This window comes from Sediminicoccus sp. BL-A-41-H5 (assembly GCF_050632405.1).
Taxonomy (GTDB): Bacteria; Pseudomonadota; Alphaproteobacteria; order Acetobacterales; family Acetobacteraceae; genus Roseococcus.
The window spans coordinates 4267253-4285413 of the sequence record NZ_CP192601.1; the positions used below are offsets into that span (position 1 = coordinate 4267253).

At 70.5% G+C, this 18161-nt stretch carries 19 protein-coding genes; 7 read left to right on the forward strand and 12 right to left on the reverse strand.

The features are described from left to right. Nucleotides 1–17 precede the first annotated feature (17 nt). The 3 genes from ACQ860_RS20955 to ACQ860_RS20965 all read right to left on the reverse strand — a co-directional run bounded on the left by ACQ860_RS20955 (nucleotide 18) and on the right by ACQ860_RS20965 (nucleotide 3126). Nucleotides 18–1496, reverse strand: coding sequence for an ATP-binding protein (locus tag ACQ860_RS20955; RefSeq protein WP_431305261.1), 1479 nt, complete (start codon nucleotides 1494–1496; stop codon nucleotides 18–20). Between the two features lie 21 nt (nucleotides 1497–1517). Continuing rightward, nucleotides 1518–2363 carry a phosphate/phosphite/phosphonate ABC transporter substrate-binding protein gene (locus ACQ860_RS20960; protein ID WP_431305262.1) on the reverse strand — a complete coding sequence of 282 codons (846 nt, stop codon included), beginning with the start codon at nucleotides 2361–2363 and terminating at the stop codon, nucleotides 1518–1520. A 373-nt stretch (nucleotides 2364–2736) separates the two neighbouring features. Continuing rightward, nucleotides 2737–3126, reverse strand: a complete 390-nt coding sequence (locus tag ACQ860_RS20965; RefSeq protein WP_431305263.1) for a GtrA family protein — start codon at nucleotides 3124–3126, stop codon at nucleotides 2737–2739. A gap of 85 nt (nucleotides 3127–3211) precedes the next feature. Here ACQ860_RS20965 and ACQ860_RS20970 point away from each other — a divergent pair, with 85 nt between their 5' ends. The 3 genes from ACQ860_RS20970 (at nucleotide 3212) to ACQ860_RS20980 (ending at nucleotide 7495) form a co-directional block, all read left to right on the forward strand. Next, nucleotides 3212–4054 carry an NAD(P)-dependent oxidoreductase gene (locus ACQ860_RS20970; RefSeq protein WP_431305264.1) on the forward strand — a complete coding sequence of 281 codons (843 nt, stop codon included), beginning with the start codon at nucleotides 3212–3214 and terminating at the stop codon, nucleotides 4052–4054. A 340-nt stretch (nucleotides 4055–4394) separates the two neighbouring features. After that, on the forward strand, nucleotides 4395–5888 hold the full coding sequence (locus tag ACQ860_RS20975) for an aldehyde dehydrogenase family protein (protein WP_431305265.1): 1494 nt from the start codon (nucleotides 4395–4397) through the stop codon (nucleotides 5886–5888). Then, a complete protein-coding gene (locus ACQ860_RS20980) occupies nucleotides 5888–7495 on the forward strand; it encodes an ABC transporter substrate-binding protein (RefSeq protein WP_431305798.1) in 1608 nt (535 codons plus the stop codon). The genes ACQ860_RS20975 and ACQ860_RS20980 overlap by 1 nt, the downstream gene beginning before the upstream one ends. A 50-nt stretch (nucleotides 7496–7545) precedes the next feature. Here ACQ860_RS20980 and ACQ860_RS20985 read toward each other — a convergent pair whose 3' ends face one another. Beyond that, nucleotides 7546–8403, reverse strand: a complete 858-nt coding sequence (locus ACQ860_RS20985) for an isocitrate lyase/PEP mutase family protein (protein WP_431305266.1) — start codon at nucleotides 8401–8403, stop codon at nucleotides 7546–7548. 114 nt (nucleotides 8404–8517) lie between these two features. On the opposite strand from ACQ860_RS20985, the gene ACQ860_RS20990 reads away from it, so the two are divergent. Next, a complete protein-coding gene (locus tag ACQ860_RS20990; RefSeq protein WP_431305267.1) occupies nucleotides 8518–9600 on the forward strand; it encodes an alpha-hydroxy acid oxidase in 1083 nt (360 codons plus the stop codon). A gap of 43 nt (nucleotides 9601–9643) precedes the next feature. Here the strand turns inward: ACQ860_RS20990 and ACQ860_RS20995 are convergent, their stop codons facing one another. The 7 genes from ACQ860_RS20995 to ACQ860_RS21025 form a co-directional block, all read right to left on the reverse strand. Beyond that, entirely contained in the window at nucleotides 9644–9982 is a 339-nt protein-coding gene (locus ACQ860_RS20995; protein WP_431305268.1) for a hypothetical protein, read from the reverse strand. A 102-nt stretch (nucleotides 9983–10084) separates the two neighbouring features. Continuing rightward, complete coding sequence (locus tag ACQ860_RS21000; RefSeq protein WP_431305269.1) at nucleotides 10085–10708, reverse strand: class II aldolase/adducin family protein; 624 nt, start codon at nucleotides 10706–10708, stop codon at nucleotides 10085–10087. Then, the gene (locus ACQ860_RS21005) at nucleotides 10705–11316 is read right to left on the reverse strand and encodes a glutathione S-transferase family protein (RefSeq protein WP_431305270.1); all 612 of its coding nucleotides are present in this window, start codon (nucleotides 11314–11316) and stop codon (nucleotides 10705–10707) included. Before ACQ860_RS21005 ends, ACQ860_RS21000 begins: the two co-directional genes overlap by 4 nt. Continuing rightward, the gene (locus ACQ860_RS21010; RefSeq protein ID WP_431305271.1) at nucleotides 11313–11516 is read right to left on the reverse strand and encodes a hypothetical protein; all 204 of its coding nucleotides are present in this window, start codon (nucleotides 11514–11516) and stop codon (nucleotides 11313–11315) included. Before ACQ860_RS21010 ends, ACQ860_RS21005 begins: the two co-directional genes overlap by 4 nt. A gap of 10 nt (nucleotides 11517–11526) precedes the next feature. Next, the gene (locus ACQ860_RS21015; RefSeq protein WP_431305272.1) at nucleotides 11527–11907 is read right to left on the reverse strand and encodes a DoxX family protein; all 381 of its coding nucleotides are present in this window, start codon (nucleotides 11905–11907) and stop codon (nucleotides 11527–11529) included. Then, complete coding sequence (locus ACQ860_RS21020) at nucleotides 11907–12182, reverse strand: hypothetical protein (RefSeq protein ID WP_431305273.1); 276 nt, start codon at nucleotides 12180–12182, stop codon at nucleotides 11907–11909. The genes ACQ860_RS21015 and ACQ860_RS21020 overlap by 1 nt, the downstream gene beginning before the upstream one ends. 3 nt (nucleotides 12183–12185) lie before the next feature. Continuing rightward, complete coding sequence (locus ACQ860_RS21025) at nucleotides 12186–13790, reverse strand: 4Fe-4S dicluster domain-containing protein (protein WP_431305274.1); 1605 nt, start codon at nucleotides 13788–13790, stop codon at nucleotides 12186–12188. A gap of 91 nt (nucleotides 13791–13881) precedes the next feature. Here ACQ860_RS21025 and ACQ860_RS21030 point away from each other — a divergent pair, with 91 nt between their 5' ends. From ACQ860_RS21030 to moaB, 3 genes are all read left to right on the forward strand, one after another. Further along, nucleotides 13882–14697: a uracil-DNA glycosylase gene (locus tag ACQ860_RS21030; protein ID WP_431305275.1), complete on the forward strand. Its 816-nt coding sequence runs from the start codon at nucleotides 13882–13884 to the stop codon at nucleotides 14695–14697. 269 nt (nucleotides 14698–14966) lie between these two features. Continuing rightward, on the forward strand, nucleotides 14967–16601 hold the full coding sequence (locus tag ACQ860_RS21035) for a transglycosylase SLT domain-containing protein (protein WP_431305276.1): 1635 nt from the start codon (nucleotides 14967–14969) through the stop codon (nucleotides 16599–16601). A gap of 5 nt (nucleotides 16602–16606) precedes the next feature. Further along, entirely contained in the window at nucleotides 16607–17134 is a 528-nt protein-coding gene (moaB, locus tag ACQ860_RS21040; protein ID WP_431305277.1) for a molybdenum cofactor biosynthesis protein B, read from the forward strand. 59 nt (nucleotides 17135–17193) lie between these two features. Here moaB and ACQ860_RS21045 read toward each other — a convergent pair whose 3' ends face one another. After that, nucleotides 17194–18042 (reverse strand): tetratricopeptide repeat protein, encoded by an 849-nt coding sequence (locus tag ACQ860_RS21045; protein ID WP_431305278.1) that lies wholly within the window; start codon nucleotides 18040–18042, stop codon nucleotides 17194–17196. Between the last annotated feature and the right edge of the window lie 119 nt (nucleotides 18043–18161).

The window sequence follows — 18161 nt, forward strand, 5'->3', positions numbered from 1 at the left end:
TCGTTGACATATCCGCCCTAGGCCGTCGCGAGCGGGATCTCGAACCAGAAGACGCTGCCCTGGCCGGCCGTGCTGTCGAAGCCGATCACGCCATCCATCAGTTCCGTCAGATGCCGGCAGATGGCCAGCCCGAGGCCGATGCCGCCATAGCGCCGCGTGGTGCTGCTTTCCGCCTGGCTGAAGCGCAGGAAAAGGCGCGGGCGGAGCGCGGGCGGGATGCCGATCCCCGTATCCCGCAGCTCGACGCGCAGCACCCCCCGCGTGGCGTCGCGCTGCGTCCAGGTGACATGGACGGCGATCTCGCCCTGCTCGGTGAATTTCACCGCGTTATCCGCGAGGTGGCCGAGCAGCTGCGTGATGCGCGCGGGATCGGCCCTGAGCGTCTGCGGCAGCTCGGGCGTGATGGTGAGGCTCCAGGCCAGGCCCTTGCGGCGGGCGGCGGCGGCGGCCGGCGCCAGCGCCGGGGCGAAGAGGCCGCGGGCGGGCACCAGGACGGGGCGCAGCACGGTGCCGCCCGTTTCGAAGAGCGAAAGTTCCAGCACGTCGTTGATGAGGCGGAGCAGTTGCTGCCCCGATTCGAGGATGGCGGCGATCGCCTCGCGATCCGCCGCGGGGCGAGCGGGGTCGTCCAGCACCTGCGCCATGCCGAGGATGCCGTTGAGCGGCGTTCGCAGCTCATGGCTCATATTGGCCAGGAACTCGCTCTTCGCGCGGTTGGCGACTTCCGCCTTGTCGCGCGCCTCGCGCAGGTCGATCTCGCGGATGCGGGCGTTTTCCAGCAGCACGGCCTGGGCGGCCTCGCTCGCCATCAGGGCGCGCAGGCGGGCGCGCATCGCCTCCGCCATCTGGCTGAACGCCAGGGTGAGGCGCGCCACCTCGTCCTGGCCCTGGGGCTTCAGCGTGATGTCGTAGTCGCCGTCCCGGATGCGCGCGGCCGCCGCCTCCAGCCGCCGCATGGGCTGGAACAGCATGCGGTTGCCGAGCTCGACCAGCGGAACGAGCAAGGCCAGCGAGATCAGGCCCACCACCACCGCGCCCAGCAGCAGCGCCCGGTGCGCCGCCTGCAACGGCTCGCGCGAGAGGCCGAAATGCAGCGTGCCGAGCGGCTGGCCCGCCAGCGAGAGCGGCACGGTGTAGAGCTGCCGCTCCTCGCCATTGGCCATGAGGAAGCGGCCGGGTTGGGGCATGCCGTCGCCGAAGGACCAGCCCTCGCTCGAGATCAGTTGCCCCCGCGCATCCAGCAGCACCATGTGGGCGAAGCTGCCCGAGGCCACGCCCTCCCGCAGCACGGCCTGGGCGGTGGCGTAGTCGCGTTCGGCCAGCGGGGTCGCGAGCGCGGTCTCCAGGATCGGGCAGACGGCGATGGCGCGGGCATGCAGCTCCGCCTCCAGCGCGCGCAGCACCAGGCGGTCCTGCATGAAGGTGAGCACGCCGGCCAGCAGCAGCAGCGCCGAGGCGGCGAGCGCGAAGAGCTTGATCCGGAGGGAGATGCGCATCAATCCGGACCAGGCACGCACTCAGGCGCCGCGCAGGAAGGCGCGCGTCTCCTCCACCACGTCATCCAGCTCGGCCAGGTCGGCCGGGGTGATGGGGCGGATGCCGTTGAAGCCGGTGGCGGCGAAGAATTCGCGGCCCTGGGCGCTGCCGGGGAAGCGGGCGAGGGCGGCCGTGATGCGCGCGGCCTCGGCTTCGGGCGTGCGGGGGCCGAGCAGCACGAAGAAGCCCGGCACGCGGATGAAGACCTGCCAGACCACGAGGTTCTCGCGGATGTCGGCCCGGATGGCGTTGAACTCGCCCTGGCTCATGACCGCGGCCCGCGTCTCCACGCCGTTGAGCAGCTGGGCCAGGCTGTCCTCGTTGCGGGCATGGGTGGCGCGCGCGTCGCGGCCGATCTCGATGCCCTGGGCGCGTGCCCAATGGATGAACTTCAGCGCCACCAGCGATTGCGGGTTGGTCATCGCGATGGTGGTGCCGCGCAGCTCGGCCGCGGCGGCGAGCGGGCGGTTGCGCAGGGTGACGATGGTGCCCGGGATGCGCGGCTCATAGATGGCGATGGGCGTGAGCCCGGCATCGAGCTGCGCCACGCGGCCCAGATTGGCGGCGGTGACGACGAGGCCGAAGGCGCCCGCCACGCTGCGCTCCTGGAAGGCCGCAAGGCCCGGGGCGGTCACCACCTCGACCGGGCGGGCCAGCTCCTGCTCGAGGAAGCTGCGGAAGGGCTGGTATTGGCCGAGCAGGATCCGCGCGCTGACATTCGGCATGACGCCGAACTGAAGCGGCGCGGGCTGCGCCGCGGCCATCCCCAAGGGGGCTCCGGCGAGGGCGAACCCGGCCAGGGCACGTCGGCTGGTCGGCGTGGTCACGGCACTCCTCTCCTTGCGACGGGTCGTTCCGGCAGATAGCCCGATCCGTCGGCGTGGGAAGGATACGCCTGTATGCAGCGTAAGCCAAACCCTAGATCGCGTTCCGCCACCTCCGGCGCGCTTGCCCTTGCGCACGGGCGTGGCGCGGCAGGGCGGAGTTGCGGACCTGGCGAAGGATCCTCCTGGAAAGCCAGGCCGCGCGGCGTGGCTTCGCGGCCCTCACCGTCGGCGGATGGGTTGGAGGGACGCCAGCCATCTGTTTTCCCATGCTTTTCCAGGTCAGGGAGCGATGTCGCCCGGCTTGCAGGCGTGTTCGAGCCCGCTTGAGAGGATGATCCATCGCTTCGGTGCTCCCACCTCAGCGGATCATGCTCTAGCCGCCCTGGAAGACGAAGCGGCGCGACAGGCCGAAATTGATGAACATCCCCGCCAGCGAGCCCGCGGCCACGCCCAGCACCGGGTTGGCGGCGACCAGCGGCAGGCCCGCCACGAGTGCGGCATAGGTGCCGTAATTGGCGGCGAAGCCGGCCAGGTTCAGCAGGACGAAGCGGCCCCATTGCGCGGCCACCGGGGCATCGCGCCGCGCGCTCCGGAAGGTCCAGGCGCGGTTCAGCGCGAAGGTGGTGCTGGCGGCGACAAGGTAGGAGACGACGCGCCCGCCATAGGGGCCGGCGCCCAGCGCCATCATGCCCAGCAGCACCGCGGAATCCACCACGAAGCCCACCGTGCCCACCACGCCGAAGCGGAGGAATTGTTCGATCATCGCGCGCATCCCGGCGCTTCTCGCGCCCCCGCATGGCGCAATTGCGGCGGCGGATTAAGCTCGGCGCTTTCGGTGTGAGGTGGCGATGATCGGGATTGTGGGGCTCGGGCAGATGGGGGGCGCCATGCTGCGGCGCCTGCGCGCAGAGGGGCAGGGGGTGCAGGGCTTCGACCTGGACCCGGCGCTGCGCGAGGCGGCGCGCGCGGCAGGCGCCATCGCCTGCGCGACGCCGGCGGGCGTGGCCGCGCCGCTGGTCATCCTCTCCCTGCCGCATGCCGGCGCGGTGGGGGCGGTGCTGGCCGCGCTGCTGCCGCACATGCCGCAGGGCGCGGTGATCGCCGACACCTCGACCATCGAGCCGGGGCAGGCGCGCGGCTTCGCGGCGCGATGCGACGCGGCGGGTGTGGCCTATCTCGACACGCCGGTCTCGGGCGGGCCGGCCGGGGCGGCGGCGGGGCAACTCGCCATCATGGTCGGCGGCTCGGCCGCGGCGCTGGAGCGCGCGCGGCCCCTGCTGCTGCTGCTGGCCGCGCGCATCGTCCATGTGGGCGAAAGCGGGGCGGGGCAGGTGGCGAAGCTCGCCAATAACCTGCTGGTGGCGACGCATCTCGCGGCCGCCGCCGAGGCGCTGCGGATGGCGGACCGCGCCGGCGTGTCGCCCGAGGCGATCCTGCCCGTGATCAACGCCGCCTCCGGCCGCTCGGCCGCGACCGAGGTGAACTGGCCGCGCTGGATTTCGAGCGGGAGCTTCGATTCCGGCTTCACGGCGGGGCTGATGCGCAAGGATGTGCGGCTCGCGCTGGCGCTGGCGGAGGAGGTCGGCGCGGGGCTTTCCGTCTGCGGCGCGGCGGCGGCGGCCTGGGAAGGGTCCGACGTGCCGGATGTGGCGGAGTTCAACCGGGTGGCGGCGGGAATCTTCGGGGGGTGAATGAAGCAGGCGGGGGAACCGGTTCCCCCGCGCCCCCTCCTTCCTGGGGCGATGGCACTGTTTTGGTTGATTTTCATGGGAATTAGGACTATTTTCCGGGAATGATGGAACGCCTCGCCCCTGTCGCCTTTGATGACCACCCGGCCCGGGTTTCGCGCATCATGGGCCTCGCGGAACGACCGCAGCCCGGCCCAGCCCAGCCCGGGCACGGCCGCCCATTGCCCGCATGGCATTTGTCCGAAAAGCTGAATCGGCGGGAATCGGCCCGCCACCATGATTTCCCCGCCCTTGCGCGGGACTGGGGCCCAAGCTTGCGCCATCTTCCCTTCCGGAGCCTGCCATGAGCCGCGCGCGTGACGCGCTCCAGGCCCGGCTCGACGCCTGGTTCGGCGGCGCCATCCCCGGCGCCGTGATCGCGGGCGCGGCCCATCCAGGCGCCGGCGCCGCCATGGCCCTGGCCGACCCCGCAACCGGTGGCCCTCTCGCCGAGTACCGCCTGGCCGGGGCCGATCTGGCGGTTCAGGCCGCCAGGCCCGCCCCGGACTGGGCCGCGCTGCCGGCCGCCGAGCGCGGGCGCCGCCTCTGGGCGCTGGGGGCCGCCATCCGCGCCGAGGCCGAGGCGCTGGCCCAGGCGGAATGCGCCAATTCGGGAAAACCCATCCGGGATGCGCGGGCCGAGGTCGCGCGCGTGGCCGAGATGGCGGAGTATTACGCGGGCTGGGCGGACAAGATCGAAGGCCGCACCACGCCGGTCCCATCGGGGCACCTCGTCTATCTCCGGCCCGAGCCCTATGGCCTGATCCTCGCCATCACGCCCTGGAATGCGCCGCTCTTCACCGCGGGCTGGAACGCCTTCCCGGCCTTGGCGGCCGGCAATGCGGTGGTGCTCAAGCCCTCGGAATACACGCCCGTCACCTCGCTGCGCCTCGCGCAGCTCGCCCATGGGCTCGGCCTGCCGCTGAACGTGGTGGCCGGCGGCGCCGCGGAGGCGGAGGCGCTGATCGCGGCCGATGCGGTGCGGAAGCTCACCTTCGTGGGCGGGCCGGCGACGGGCGCGCGCGTCGCCGCCCTCTGCGCCGCCCGCTGCCTGCCGCATGTGCTGGAGCTCGGCGGCAAGAGTGCCAACATCGTCTTCGCCGATGCGGATTTCGCCGCGGCCGTGCAGGGCGCGCAGCAGGCGATCTTCGCGGGCGCGGGGCAATCCTGCGTCGCCGGCTCGCGCCTGCTGGTGGAGGAGGGCATCGCCGATCGCTTCGTGGCGGCGCTGACGGAAGCCATGGGCCGCATCCGCATGGGCGACCCGCTGGATGAGGCGACGGAGCTCGGCCCCATCGCCAATGCCCGGCAATGCGCGCATGTGCGCGGCATGGTGGCGGGCGCGGCATCCGAAGGCGCCCGCGTCATCGCGGCGCCGGGCGGGGGCGCGGCCTGCTTCGTGGCCCCCACCATCCTGGACGGCCTGGGCGAGGGCGCGACCGCGGTGCAGGAGGAGGTGTTTGGCCCCGTCGTCGTCGTCCAGCGCTTCCGCGACGAGGCGGAGGCGCTGCGCCTGGCGAACGCCACGCGCTTCGGCCTGGCCGGCGCGGTCTGGACGCGGGATGGTGCCCGCGCCCATCGCGTGGCGGCCGGGCTGCGCGCCGGCACTGTCTGGGTGAACGGCTATCGCACCATCCATGTCTCGGTTCCCTTCGGCGGCTTTGGCGCCTCGGGCCATGGGCGTTCCTCGGGGATCGAGGGGCTGCTGGAATACGTGCAGATGAAGGCGGTCTGGGTGGAGACACGCCCCGAACCCCTGCTAGGCTTCGGTCACAAACCTTCGGGAGACACTCCATGATCCAACGTCGCCAGATCCTGGCCGGCGCGGCCGCGCTGCCCGCCGCGAGCCTCGCCGCGCCCGCCATGGCGCAGCCGGCGCAGAACCGCGTGCTGCGCTATGTGCCGCATGCCAACCTGCCGAATATCGACCCCTTCACCAACACCGCCTTCGTGGCGCGTGACCACGCCTTCCTGGTCTATGACCAGCTCTACGGCATGGATGAGAATTTCCGCCCGCAGCCGCAGATGGCCGAGGGCCATGTGGTGGAGAATGACGGGCTGCTCTGGCGCTTCACGCTGCGCGAGAACCTGAAGTTCCATGACGGCACGCCGGTGCGCGGCCGGGACTGCATCGCCTCCATCCGCCGCTGGGGCCGGCGCGACGCCTTCGGCCAGGTGCTGATGGCCCGCGTGGCCGACATGACCGAGGTGAGCGACCGCGTCTTCACCATCCGGCTGAACCAGCCCTTCCCGAAGATGCTGGAATGCATCAGCAAGGTCACGACGTCCTGCCTCTTCATCATGCCCGAGCGGCTGGCGAATGTGGACCCCTTCACCAACATCACCGAAGCCGTGGGCAGCGGCCCCTATCGCTTCATCCAGAACGAGTGGGTGCCGGGCTCGCGCCTCGCCTATTCGCGCAACGCCGACTACGTGCCGCGCCAGGGCAATGCCTCGATGACGGCGGGCGGCAAGGTCGCGCATTTCGACCGCGTCGAGTGGCACATCATGCCCGACCCGGCGACCGCCTCCGCCGCGCTGCAATCGGGCGAGATCGACTGGTGGGAGCAGCCGACGGCGGACCTCTTCCCGCTCTTCCTGCGCGGCGCCGCCGCGCGCAACGTGCGTGTGGACATCATCAATGGCACGGGGCTGATCGGCATCTTCCGCCCGAACCACCTGACGGCGCCCTTCAACAACCCGGCGGTGCGCCGCGCGGTGCTGACCGCGATCAACCAGACCGACTTCATGACGGCGGTGATCGGCACCTCGGGCATCGAGGGGCGGCCTGATCTGCGGCGCGAGGGCATCGGCTATTTCGCGCCGGAAAGCCCGTCGGCCAGCAATGTCAGCATGGAGCGCATGCGCAAGAGCGTGGATGCGGCGCGCGCGGAACTCCAGGCGGCGGGCGCGATCGGCCAGCGCCTCGTGCTGCTGAACGCGACCGACCTCTCCTCCATCAACGCGGCGACGCTGGTGGGGGCGGACCTGTTCCGCCGGATGGGCTTCAACGTGGATCTGGTGAGCACGGATTGGGGCACGCTGGTGGCCCGCCGCGCCAGCCGCAACCCGCTGGAGCAGGGCGGCTGGTCGGGCTTCTTCACCTTCTGGTCGGGCGTGGACCACTGGAACCCGGCGAACCACGCCTCGATCCGCGGCAATGGCGAGAATGCCTGGCCCGGCTGGCCGACGATCCCCGCGATCGAGGCGCAGCGCGACGCCTGGTTCAACGCGCCGAACGAGGCGGCGGAGAAGGCGGCCACGGCCGAGATGCAGCGCATCGCCTTCGACGAGGTGCCCTATGTGCCGACCGGCATGTACTACCAGCCGACGGCGATCCGCCGGAACCTGACCGGCCTGCTGAAGGGCCAGCCGCCGCTCTTCTGGAACATCCGGCGCGCATGAGTGTGGGGCGGCACCCGGCCCTGACGCCGGGTGCCGCCGCCTTCTTCGAATTAGTCCAGAAACCGCTTCATGGCCTCGCTGTAGGGCGCTTCGCGCGTCCAGCGGGCCATGGCGCCCTTCTCCGGCAGGCCGGTGAGTTGGCCTGGCTGCACCCCCTCCCGCAGCGCCTTCAGCGTCGCATGGATCGCCTGGGCCGCCGCCTGGCTCGGCGCATGGCCTTGCAGCGCGATCCGCACGCCGCGGCTGGCGAGATAATCCTTGTCGGTGATCTCGGGGCTGAGCGTGCCGAGGATGAGGGGCTGCTTCACCACCTCGGCCGCCGCATCCAGTTCGGCGCGGGTGGTCACGCCCGTCAGGAAGATGCCGTCGGTGCCGCAGTCATTATAGGCCTTGATGCGGGCGAGGCAGTCGTCGCGGCTGGTGACGTTCATCGCCCCCGTGCGGGCGAAGATGCAGAGGCTCGCATCCACGCGGGCGGCGACGGCGGCGCGCATCTTGCCCACGCCTTCCTCGATCGGGATGAGCCGCGGCTGGGGCGCGCCGAAGGGGCGGGGCAGTTCCGTGTCCTCGATGGACATGGCGGCGATGCCGGCCACCTCCAGCTCCTCCACCGTGCGCTGCACGTTGAGCGCATTGCCGTAGCCATGGTCGGCATCCACGACCAGCGGCAGGGTGCCGGCGCGGGTGATGCGCCGCGCCTGGGTCGCGAATTCCGTCAGCGTGATCAGGATGTGGTCCGGCGCGCCCAGGATGGCGAGCGAGGCGGTGGAGCCCGCGAACATGCCGAGCTCGAAGCCCAGCTCCTCGGCGATGCGGGCCGAAAGCGGATCATGCACGGAGGCGGGATGGATGCAGGCCGCGCCCTCAAGAATGGCGCGGGCGCGGAGGCGGCGTTCGGTGGCGTTCATCAGGACTTCCCTCTGTTGCGCGGATTGTCGCGCCGGATGCGCCGAAGCGGGAGAGGGGGGGTTCCGAATTCATCCGCACAAGCTAGGTTTGCGCCAAAGGCGGAGAGCAAAACCATGCGCAATTTCGAGGAACGCTATCAGGTCCTGCACGAATTCGTGAAGGCCGCGAAGATCAAGCTGAACCACAATGTCTGGGACTATCTGGTGGGCGGCACCGAGACGGAAACCACGCTCGCGCGCAACCGCATGGCGATCGACACGGCGGCGCTGCGGCCGCGCGTGCTGAACGACGTGTCGAAGGTGGATGCCGGCGTGGATTTCTTCGGCCACCGCATCCGCCTGCCGGTCTTCTGCGCGCCGGTCGGTTCGCTGGAGAGCTTCGAGCCGGGCGGCGGCGTTTCCGTCGCGAAGGGCGCCGGCGCCTTCGGCATTCCCTACATGCTGTCGAGCGTGAGTCAGCCGGGGCTGGAAGCCTGCGCCGAGGCGTCGAAGGGCCCCAAGGTGTTCCAGCTTTACGTGCGCGGCGACGACGCCTTCGTGGATGACTATGTCCGCCGCGTGGTGGACAGCGGCTATGACGCCTTCTGCATGACGGTGGACACGGCGCATTACTCGCGCCGCGAGCGCGACATCGCCAAGCGCTTCGTGAAGACCTGGCGTGCCGCGAACACCGGCATGGACCATCAGGCGGCGCTCTCCTGGCGCGAGGTCGCGCGCTTCAAGGAGAAGCACAAGATCCCGCTGATCCTGAAGGGCATCGGCACGGGCGAGGATGCGGCCATCGCCTGCGAGCATGGGGTGGATGTGATCTATGTCTCCAACCATGGCGGGCGGCAGCTCGATGGCGGGCGTGGCTCGCTCGACGTGCTGCCCGAGGTGGTGGAGGCCGTTGCCGGCCGCGCGAAGATCATGGTGGATGGCAGCTTCAGCCGCGGCACGGATATCGTGAAGGCGGTGGCGCTGGGGGCCGACTGGGTCGGCCTCGGCCGCCTCTATCTCTATGGCCTGGCCGCCGAAGGCGCCGATGGGATCGAGCGCCTGCTCGAGATCCTGGAGGATGAGGTGATCAAGGCGCTCGGCCTGACGGGCGTGAACAATTTCGGCCAGCTCACGCGCGGCCATGTGCATCTGGGCGCGCCGCCGGTGGTCTTCCCGAATGTGCACAGCGCCTTCCCGCTGCTGAAGGAAGGCTATTGAGAGCGGGGGCGCGCGGCGGTCTCGTCGCGCGCCCGCGCCGGGTTCAGCGTGCTTCCATGCCGCGCCGCGTGGCGACGATCTCGCTCGTCACGCAGATGTCGATGCGCATCAGCTCCGCCGTGTCGCCATTGGCCCAGACGATCTTGAAGTCATTGGCGCCGGCGTTGCGCGCGCGGAAGCGCATGCTCTGCCCGTTGACCAGGACGTTGCTGCCGAGCTGGTCCACGCCCCAGCTGCGCTGGGCGCTGCTGCCGAAGTAGAATTCCTGCACCGTCGCGCCCGAGCGGTTCACCAGGGTGAAGCTGGTGTCGCATTGGGCGCTGGCCGCGCCGGCGAAGCCTGAGGTGAGGAGGGCGGCGAGAAGGAAGCGACGCAGGGCCATGTTCTTTTCCGTTGTTGTGGACGTGAAAACAGCCCGAATTCTCAGTGCGTGAAGCGGTAGGTCAACGGAATTTACGATTTATTGAATGAATGTAACCGCAACTCAGCGCAGCCGCCCATAACCCCCGAACTGGGCCGTGACCGCCGCCATCTCGGCGGGCGTCAGCAGCACGGGCTCCAGCCGTGCCGCCAGCAGGTCCAGGTATTCGCCGGCCATGTTCTCCACTTCGCGCGCCAGGGTCTCGGCCGCGGCCAGCGAGCTGCCCAGCGCCACCACGCCGTGATTGGCCAGCAGGCAGGCGCGGCGCCCCTCCAGCGCGGGAATCGCGGAGAGCGCCAGCTCCGCCGTGCCGAAGGTGGCATAGGCGGCGCAGCGGATGTCCTCGCCGCCGGCCAGCGCGATCATGTAGTGGAAGGGCGGCAGGCCGCGCCGCGCGCAGGAGAGCGCGGTGGCGCGCGGGCTGTGCGTGTGGACGATGGCCTGGGCTTCGGGCCGCGCCCCGTAGATCTCGGCATGCAGGCGCCATTCGGAGGAGGGGCGGCGCATGCCCGCCAGCACGCCGCCATCCAGCGCCACATCCACGAGGTCGTCCTCGGCCAGTGCCGCATAGGGCAGGCCCGAGGGGGTGATGCGGAAGCCGCCTTCGATGCGTGTCGAGACATTGCCGGACTTGCTCGGCATGAAGCCCAGCGCGTCGAGGCGCCGGGCCGTCTCGATGATGGTCACGGCGCCTCGCGCAGGGCGCGCGCGGCAAGTGCGGCGGGCCGGTTGAAGCAGCGGTCGAGCCAGGCCTTCACGCGGGTGTGCCCGCCCAGGTCGAACCTGTTCGCCCAGGCGCCGTAGAGCACGCCGGCCAGGTTGCAGTCGGCGATGGTGAAGGTCTCGCCCAGCAGCCAGGGATGGGCGCCGAGCTGGCCTTCCAGCACGTCGAGCCGCGCGTTGAGCCCGGCGGCGCCGGCCGCGGCCTGGCCCGGGTCGCGCTCCTCGGGCGGGCGGATATAGGTGTTGTAGGCCCATTGCATCGCCGCCGGCTCGGCCTCGGTCGCGGCCCAGAGCGTCCATTGCAGGGCGCGGCTCGCATCGTCGCCCTTGGGCATGAGCGGCGCGCCGGCCTTGGCGGCCAGGTGCAGGTTGATGGCCAGGCTCTCGAAGAGCACGAGCGCGCCATCCTCCATCGCCGGGATCTTGCCGTTCGGGTTCACCTTGAGATGCTCGGGCGATTTGATGCCGGGGCCGAAGCCGATGGGGAGGATCTCATAGGCGAGGCCCGCCTCCTCGGCGGCCCAGATGCAGCGGAAGGCGCGCGACTTGGGCGTGCCATGGATGCGGATCATGACTTCGAACCTTGCAGTTTGGCGGCGATGGATTTGGCGTGTTCGACGGTGCTGCGCTGGAAGCGCACCAGCAGCGCCGCCCAGATGATGAGCAGCAGCAGCCCCCAGAGGAAGCCGTAATGCGTCAGCGCCATGGCGGCGCAGACCACCCAGCCGAGCGAGAGCACCATGCCCTGCCGCAGGAGGGAAATGAGGCTCATGCGCGGAGCTTCATGACTTGCGGCGCGCGTCCAGGCTCCAGGGGCCGGGGCCGGCGAAGACGAGATAGAGGAAGAGGAAGCAGAAGAGGATCGCCGCATCGCCGCCATTGCTGGTCGGCCAGAAGCTGCGCGGCGCATGGGCGATGAAATAGGCGAAGGCCATCAGCCCCGACATCACGAAGGCGACCGGCCGCGTGAAGAGGCCGATGATGAGCAGCGCGCCGCCGATCACCTCGAGCGTCGCGGCCGCCCCCAGCATGGAGAAGAGCTCGGGCGCGGGGCGGGGGGAGGGCGGGAAGCCGATCAGCTTCTGCGGCCCGTGCAGGAAGAAGAGCAGCCCCGCCACGATCCGCAGGATGCTCAGCATGTAGGGGGTGAAACGGTCGAGCATCACGGCGTCTCCTCGGCATCCACCACCCGCTGCGCATGCAGGCGGAGATTGCCGCAATTGTTGCAGACCAGCGCATAGACCGGGACATGCGGCGGCGCGGAGGGGATGGTGCCGGCCTCGTCGATCATCGGCAGCGTGACCGACCAGCCCGGCCCGCCCACCAGCGTCCAGGCATTCTGCCCGCAGGCGGAGCAAGGCCCCTGCGCGCCGCGCTTGGGCAGGAAGGCGTTGATCTTCTCCGCGTCGCTGCGTGCGTCGGTCTTGGCATCGGCCATGCGCTACATCCCTCCGGGATAATTGGGGCCGCCACCCCCCTCGGGCGTCTTCCAGTCGATGTTCTGCGACGGGTCCTTGATGTCGCAGGTTTTGCAATGGACGCAATTCTGCGCGTTGATGACAAGCGCGGGCTTGCCCTCCTCGATGCCGACCGCCTCATAGACGCCGGCCGGGCAGTAGCGGCTCTCCGGGCTCGCATAGCGTTCCCAGTTCTCGCCCAGCCACTTGGACGGGTCGCGCAGCACGAGATGCGCGGGCTGGTTCTCCTCGTGGTTCGTGTTCGAGAGGAACACCGAGGAGAGGCGGTCGAAGCTCAGCACCCCATCGGGCTTGGGGTAGGCGATGCGCGGCGCATCAGCCGCGGCCTTGAGCTGGCTGTGGTCATGATGGTGGCCCATGGTCCAGGGCGCCTTGCCCTTGAAGACGTAGGTGTCGAGCGCCGCATTCACCATGCCGCCCCAGAAGCCGAACTTGGCGAAGCCCGGGCGGATGTTCCGCACCCCCTCCAGCTCGGACCAGAGCCAGGATTGCCGCAGCAGGCCCGGATAGGCCTCGATCCCCTCGCCCGCGATGGCCTCCGCCGCCACCATGCCGGACTTCATGGCGAGGTGTGTGCCCTTGATCTTGGGCACGTTGAGGAAGCCCGCCGTGTCGCCGATCAGCGCGCCGCCCGGGAAGGTGAGCTTCGGGATGGACTGGAAGCCGCCCTCGTTCAGCGCGCGCGCGCCGTAGGAGATGCGCTTGCCGCCGGCCAGCATGGGGGCGACCGCCGGATGGTGCTTGAAGCGCTGGAACTCCTCGAAGGGGGAGAGCCAGGGGTTGGGGTAGTCGAGGCCCACGACGAAGCCCACGCTCACCAGGTTCTCGCCGAACATGTAGAGCCAGGAGCCGCCATAGGTGTCGGTGGACAGCGGCCAGCCGGCGCTGTGCCAGATCAGGCCGGGCTTGTGGTTCTCCTTCGGGATTTCCCACAGCTCCTTGATGCCGATCGCGTAGGTCTGCGGATCGCATTCGGCGCGGAGGTTGAAGGTGTCGAAGAGCTTCTTGGTCAGGCTGCCGCGGCAGCCCTCGGCGAAGAGCGTGGTGGTGGCGCGCAGCTCCATCCCAGGCTGGTAGTCGGCACCCTTGGTGCCATCCTTCACGATGCCCATGACGCCGGCGACGACGCCCTTCACCACCCCATCCTCGATGATGGTCTCCGACGCCGCGAAGCCCGGATAGATCTCGACGCCCAGCGCCTCGGCCTTGGCACCCAGCCAGCGGGCCACATTGCCGAGGGAGACGATGTAGTTGCCCTCATTGTGCATCTGCGGGGGCGTCGGCAGCTTGAAGGCCTTGGTCTCCGTCAGCAGCATGAAGCGGTCCTCGCCGGCGGGCGTGGCCAGCGCCGGCGGGTCCTCGCGCCAGTCGGGCAGGAGCTCGTCCAGCGCGCGGGGTTCGAGCACGGCGCCCGAGAGGATATGCGCGCCGACCTCGCCGCCCTTCTCGACCACGCAGACGCTCATCTCGGGGTTGAGCTGCTTCAGGCGGATCGCGGCGGCGAGGCCCGCCGGACCCGCGCCGATGATCAGCACATCGAATTCCATCGCTTCGCGTTCTTCGCTCATCCCGACCACCCTTCGCGGCAAATTCCGTGGGGGGCGAACCTAGACGAACCGCCGGTTTCGCGGAACCCGCATGACACGGTAGAAGGAGGCCATGGCGAACCCTTCCGAGCATCTCGCGCTGCTGGCCGCCCTGCGGTGGCAGATCGCCATGGGCGCCGACGAGGCGATCCTGGAGACGGCGGCCCCCCGCGCGCGCAAGCCGGCCGCGCTCCAGCCGGAACGGCCCGCGGCCGCCCCGGAGGCAACGCCGCGCGCCGCCGCGCCCCGCAAGGCGACCCCGCATGGCGAAGCCGCGGCCGCGCTGGCCGGGACGGCCAACACGCTCGAGGAACTGCGCGAGGCGATGGCCGGCTTCACCGGCAGCCCGCTCCGCGAGACCGCGACGAACCTGGTCTTCAGCGATGGCGTGCCGGGAGCGCCGGTCATGGTGATCGGCGAGGCGCCGGGCGCGGAGGAGGACCGGCAGGGCAAGCCCTTCGTCGGCGCCTCGGGCCAGCTGCTGGATCGCATGTTCGCGAGCGTCGGCCTCAGCCGTGCCGAGAGCCTCTACATCACCAACATCCTGCCTTTCCGCCCGCCCGGAAACCGCACGCCGACGGATGCGGAAATCGCGCTCTTCCTGCCCTTCGTGCTGCGTCATGTGGCGCTCGCGAAGCCGCGCCTCCTCGTGCTGGCGGGCGGCGTCGCGGCGAAGGGCGTTCTTCAATCGCGGGAGGGGATCACCCGCCTGCGCGGTCGCTGGCACCAAGTATCAATACTTGGCGGCGAAGTATTGATGGCATTGCCAACCCTCCATCCCGCCTATCTCCTTCGCAACCCTATCGCCAAGCGTGATGCCTGGGCCGATCTGCTGATGTTGCGGCGCGCCATGAATGATGGCGGCATTGGGGCACAGGAAAAACCTTAACGTCAGGATTGCCACCCGCGTGACCGATTAAGGACGGCTCGGAAAATCAACACTTGCTTTGCCAGCGAAGCCTGGGTTAGGGGAGCCGCGTCATGCGAGCGCTGCGCCCCATGGCCCGCACCTTGCCCGGCGTTATTGCCGGCCTTCTCTGCCTCGGCGCCGGGTTCAGCCCGGCCACCGCCCAGCGGGCCCAAGACCAGACCGCCCCTTTCCAGGTGCGGACACGAACGCCCCCCGGCCCAGCCGTGGCTCCGGGCCTGCCCCAGCCCATGGGGCAGGCCGATGCCGCGCGGATGCGCCGCGCCTTCGAGGCACAGGCGAGTGGCGACATCGCCACCGCCATCCGCGAGGCGGAGGGCCTGGATGACCGCCGCCTGATGGGCCATCTGCTGGCCGACCGCTATCATCGCGGCGAGCCCGGCCTCAACGAACTCCAGGCCTGGCTCGCCGATTTCGCCGACCTGCCCGACGCTCCGCTGTTGCATGAGGCGCTGCTCCGCCTCCTCCCGCGCGGCGCCGCCGCCCCGCCCCCGCCCAGCCAGCCCGACACCATGGCGGATCTCCTCCCCGAGGATCGCGCCCCGGCCGAAACCAGCTTTACCCGCGATGCCGCCCTGGAACGTGCCGTCCAGGCGCGCATCAATGACGGCAACCTTGATGCGGCGCTGGCCCTGATCCATGCCCGGCGCGGCCTTTCCAACACCTATCTCGGCCAACTCAAGGCCGAGATGGCGCAATCCCTCTTCCGCCAGGGTCGCGACGCCGAGGCCTGGACCATCGCGCAGGAGGGGATGCGCCTCGCGCCCCAGAATGCGCTGGTGGCCTATCAGGCCGGGCTCTCGGCCTGGGGCATGCAGAATTACGAGAGCGCCTACCACGCCTTCGAGCGCGCGGCCCGCAACGAGCAGGCGCCGCCCACCCTGCGCGCCGCGGCCGCCTTCTGGACCGCCCGCGCCGCCGTCCGTGCCCGCCGGCCCGCCCAGTACGTGCCCTGGATGCTCCAGGCGGCGCAGGAGCCGCGCACCTTCCATGGCATGATCGCCCGCCGCAGCCTGGGCCTGCCGCCCGGCCTGGTCTGGGAGCGCGACGTGGCCAACGAGGCCCGCGCCCAGGGCTTGGCCGAGACGGCCGGCGGCTGGCGCGCGCTGGCGCTGCTGCAGATCGGGCAGCGCGACCGCGCCGAGGCGGAACTGCGCCTGTTGCAGCGCCGCACCCGCAACAACCCGGCGGTGACGCAGGGCATCCTCGCCGTCGCGCAGCAGGCCAATATGCCGGGCCCGGCGGCCCAGGTGGCGACGGCGGCGCAGCTTGAGGATGGCCGGGCGCGGGATGGCGCCCGCTTTCCTCTGCCCGTCCTGCTGCCCAATGGCGGGTTCCGCATGGACCCCTCACTGCTCTACGCGTTGGCGCTGCAGGAAAGCCGCTTCGATTCCAGCGCCGTCAGCCGGGCCGGGGCGCGCGGCATCATGCAGCTCATGCCCGCCACGGCCAGCTATGTGGCCAACGATCCCTCGCTCCGGGGCGAGGCGGTGGAGCGCCTGCATGATCCGGGCCTGAGCCTCGAGCTCGGCCAGCGCTATATGCATTACCTGGCCCGGCACGAGGCGGTGCGGGGCGATCTGATCCGGCTGCTCGCCGCCTACAATGCGGGGCCGGGCAATCTCAACCGCTGGCTGCCGGCCGCGCAGCGCCGGGCCGACCCGCTGCTCTTCATCGAGAGCATCCCGGTTCACGAAACCCGCAGCTTCGTCACCCGCGTCCTGACCTTCAGCTGGATCTACGCCCACCGCCTGGGCCTGCCGACTCCCTCGCTCGACCAGATCGCGGGCGGCGGCTTCCCGGCCTTCGCGAGCGTGGAGGAGGTCACGGCCATGTTGCGCATGACCTCCGCCCGGTCCAATTGATCGGCATGCCGATCGACCCAAACCGCACCTTCCTGCCCGTGAACATCGCCGTGCTGACGGTGAGCGACACGCGCGACCTGAGCACCGACCGTTCGGGCGAGACCCTGCAATCGCGCATCGAGGCTGCGGGCCATCGCTGCATCGCGCGCGAGATCCTGCGCGACGAGGCCGACCTGATCGAGGCGCAGCTGCGCGCCTGGATCGCCGACCCGATGGTGGATTGCGTGATCACGACGGGTGGGACCGGCATCACCGGCCGCGACGTGACGCCGGAGGCCTTCAAGCGCGTCATGGAGAAGGAGATCGAGGGCTTCGGCGAGCTGTTCCGCATGCTGAGCTACCAGAAGATCGGTACCTCCACGATGCAGTCCCGCGCGCTGGGTGGCGTGGCGCACGGCACCTACATGTTCGCCCTGCCGGGCAGCACCGGCGCCTGCAAGGACGCCTGGGACGACATCCTGATCTGGCAGCTCGATGCGCGGCACCGTCCGTGCAATCTGGTCGAACTCATGCCGCGGCTGATGGAGAAGTAGTCCGAGCCCGATCGCCCTGGCGCCTGCGCTGGGGCGTGAATCGGTCTCGCAGATGCATTCTACCGCCGCTGCGGGCCCAATTCGTTCAGCTGGATGTTCTGCGCGGCCAGGTCGGCCGCCATGCTGTCCGGCGCGATCTGGATGGCGCGTTGCCAGTCGTTGCGGGCCCCCGTCACGTCGCCGCGCAGCTGGCGCAGGATGCCGCGCTCCAGCAGCGCCTCGGGGTTGTCGGGCGTCAGCACCAGGGCGCGCTCCACTGCCACGAAGGCCTGGTCCACGCGCTCCAGGTGGCGCAGGGCCGCCGCGCGCAGCACCCAGGCCTCGGCGCGCTCGGGCTCCAGCGCCAGGGCGGAATCGAGATCCTCGATGGATTCGCGGTAGCGCTGCATCGAGGCCAGCACGACGGAGCGGTCCACCAGCAGTTCCACATCCTGCGGCGCCAGCGTCAGCGCGATGGTGACGGCGGCGAAGGCGCGGTTCGGGTCGCCCGCCATCATCCAGGCCTGCGAGGCCTGGCCGAACACCGCCGCGCGCGCGAGGCCGCCCGCGCGGCTCGCCGCCCCCAGCCGCTCCAGCCGTTCGGCCGCGCGGTCGGGCTCACCCAGGCCGAGCAGGGCGAGGGCGATGCAATGCCGCGCGCCATCGCCGCCGCCCGTCGCGTCCCAGGCCTGGGCGAAGCGCATCGCCTCCTCCGGGTCATCGCGCAGGAGGGAGAGGCAGCGGTCGTAATCCGCGCCGTCGGCCAGGCGCGGCATTTCGGGCGGCAGGGGCAGGTTGTCGGGCAGGGTGAGCGTGGCGGCCGGGCCGGCGCCCACGGGCTGCGGCGCGGGTTCGCGCATCCAATAGGCGCCGCCGCCCACGCCCGCGGCCACCACGACGCCCAGCCCGATCAGAATAAGTTTCCGCACGCGGCCAACCTACAGCAAAGGGCGAGGCGAGGGAATCGCCGAGCGGCGCGGAGCAGGGCATGTGCCGCCGCCACGCGAACGGGGGCTGCCCGTCGCATCAGGGAGCGGATTCGACGCCA

What these genes read in the sequence shown, in the direction of transcription:
- ACQ860_RS20955 (WP_431305261.1), bottom strand. Translation starts at nt 1,496, where the DNA reads ATGCGCATCTCCCTCCGGATCAAGCTCTTCGCGCTCGCCGCCTCGGCG.
- ACQ860_RS20965 (WP_431305263.1), bottom strand. Translation starts at nt 3,126, where the DNA reads ATGATCGAACAATTCCTCCGCTTCGGCGTGGTGGGCACGGTGGGCTTC.
- ACQ860_RS20970 (WP_431305264.1), top strand. Translation starts at nt 3,212, where the DNA reads ATGATCGGGATTGTGGGGCTCGGGCAGATGGGGGGCGCCATGCTGCGG.
- ACQ860_RS20975 (WP_431305265.1), top strand. Translation starts at nt 4,395, where the DNA reads ATGAGCCGCGCGCGTGACGCGCTCCAGGCCCGGCTCGACGCCTGGTTC.
- ACQ860_RS20985 (WP_431305266.1), bottom strand. Translation starts at nt 8,403, where the DNA reads ATGAACGCCACCGAACGCCGCCTCCGCGCCCGCGCCATTCTTGAGGGC.
- ACQ860_RS20990 (WP_431305267.1), top strand. Translation starts at nt 8,518, where the DNA reads ATGCGCAATTTCGAGGAACGCTATCAGGTCCTGCACGAATTCGTGAAG.
- ACQ860_RS20995 (WP_431305268.1), bottom strand. Translation starts at nt 9,982, where the DNA reads ATGGCCCTGCGTCGCTTCCTTCTCGCCGCCCTCCTCACCTCAGGCTTC.
- ACQ860_RS21005 (WP_431305270.1), bottom strand. Translation starts at nt 11,316, where the DNA reads ATGATCCGCATCCATGGCACGCCCAAGTCGCGCGCCTTCCGCTGCATC.
- ACQ860_RS21010 (WP_431305271.1), bottom strand. Translation starts at nt 11,516, where the DNA reads ATGAGCCTCATTTCCCTCCTGCGGCAGGGCATGGTGCTCTCGCTCGGC.
- ACQ860_RS21015 (WP_431305272.1), bottom strand. Translation starts at nt 11,907, where the DNA reads ATGCTCGACCGTTTCACCCCCTACATGCTGAGCATCCTGCGGATCGTG.
- ACQ860_RS21020 (WP_431305273.1), bottom strand. Translation starts at nt 12,182, where the DNA reads ATGGCCGATGCCAAGACCGACGCACGCAGCGACGCGGAGAAGATCAAC.
- ACQ860_RS21025 (WP_431305274.1), bottom strand. Translation starts at nt 13,790, where the DNA reads ATGAGCGAAGAACGCGAAGCGATGGAATTCGATGTGCTGATCATCGGC.
- ACQ860_RS21030 (WP_431305275.1), top strand. Translation starts at nt 13,882, where the DNA reads ATGGCGAACCCTTCCGAGCATCTCGCGCTGCTGGCCGCCCTGCGGTGG.
- ACQ860_RS21035 (WP_431305276.1), top strand. Translation starts at nt 14,967, where the DNA reads ATGGGGCAGGCCGATGCCGCGCGGATGCGCCGCGCCTTCGAGGCACAG.
- moaB (WP_431305277.1), top strand. Translation starts at nt 16,607, where the DNA reads ATGCCGATCGACCCAAACCGCACCTTCCTGCCCGTGAACATCGCCGTG.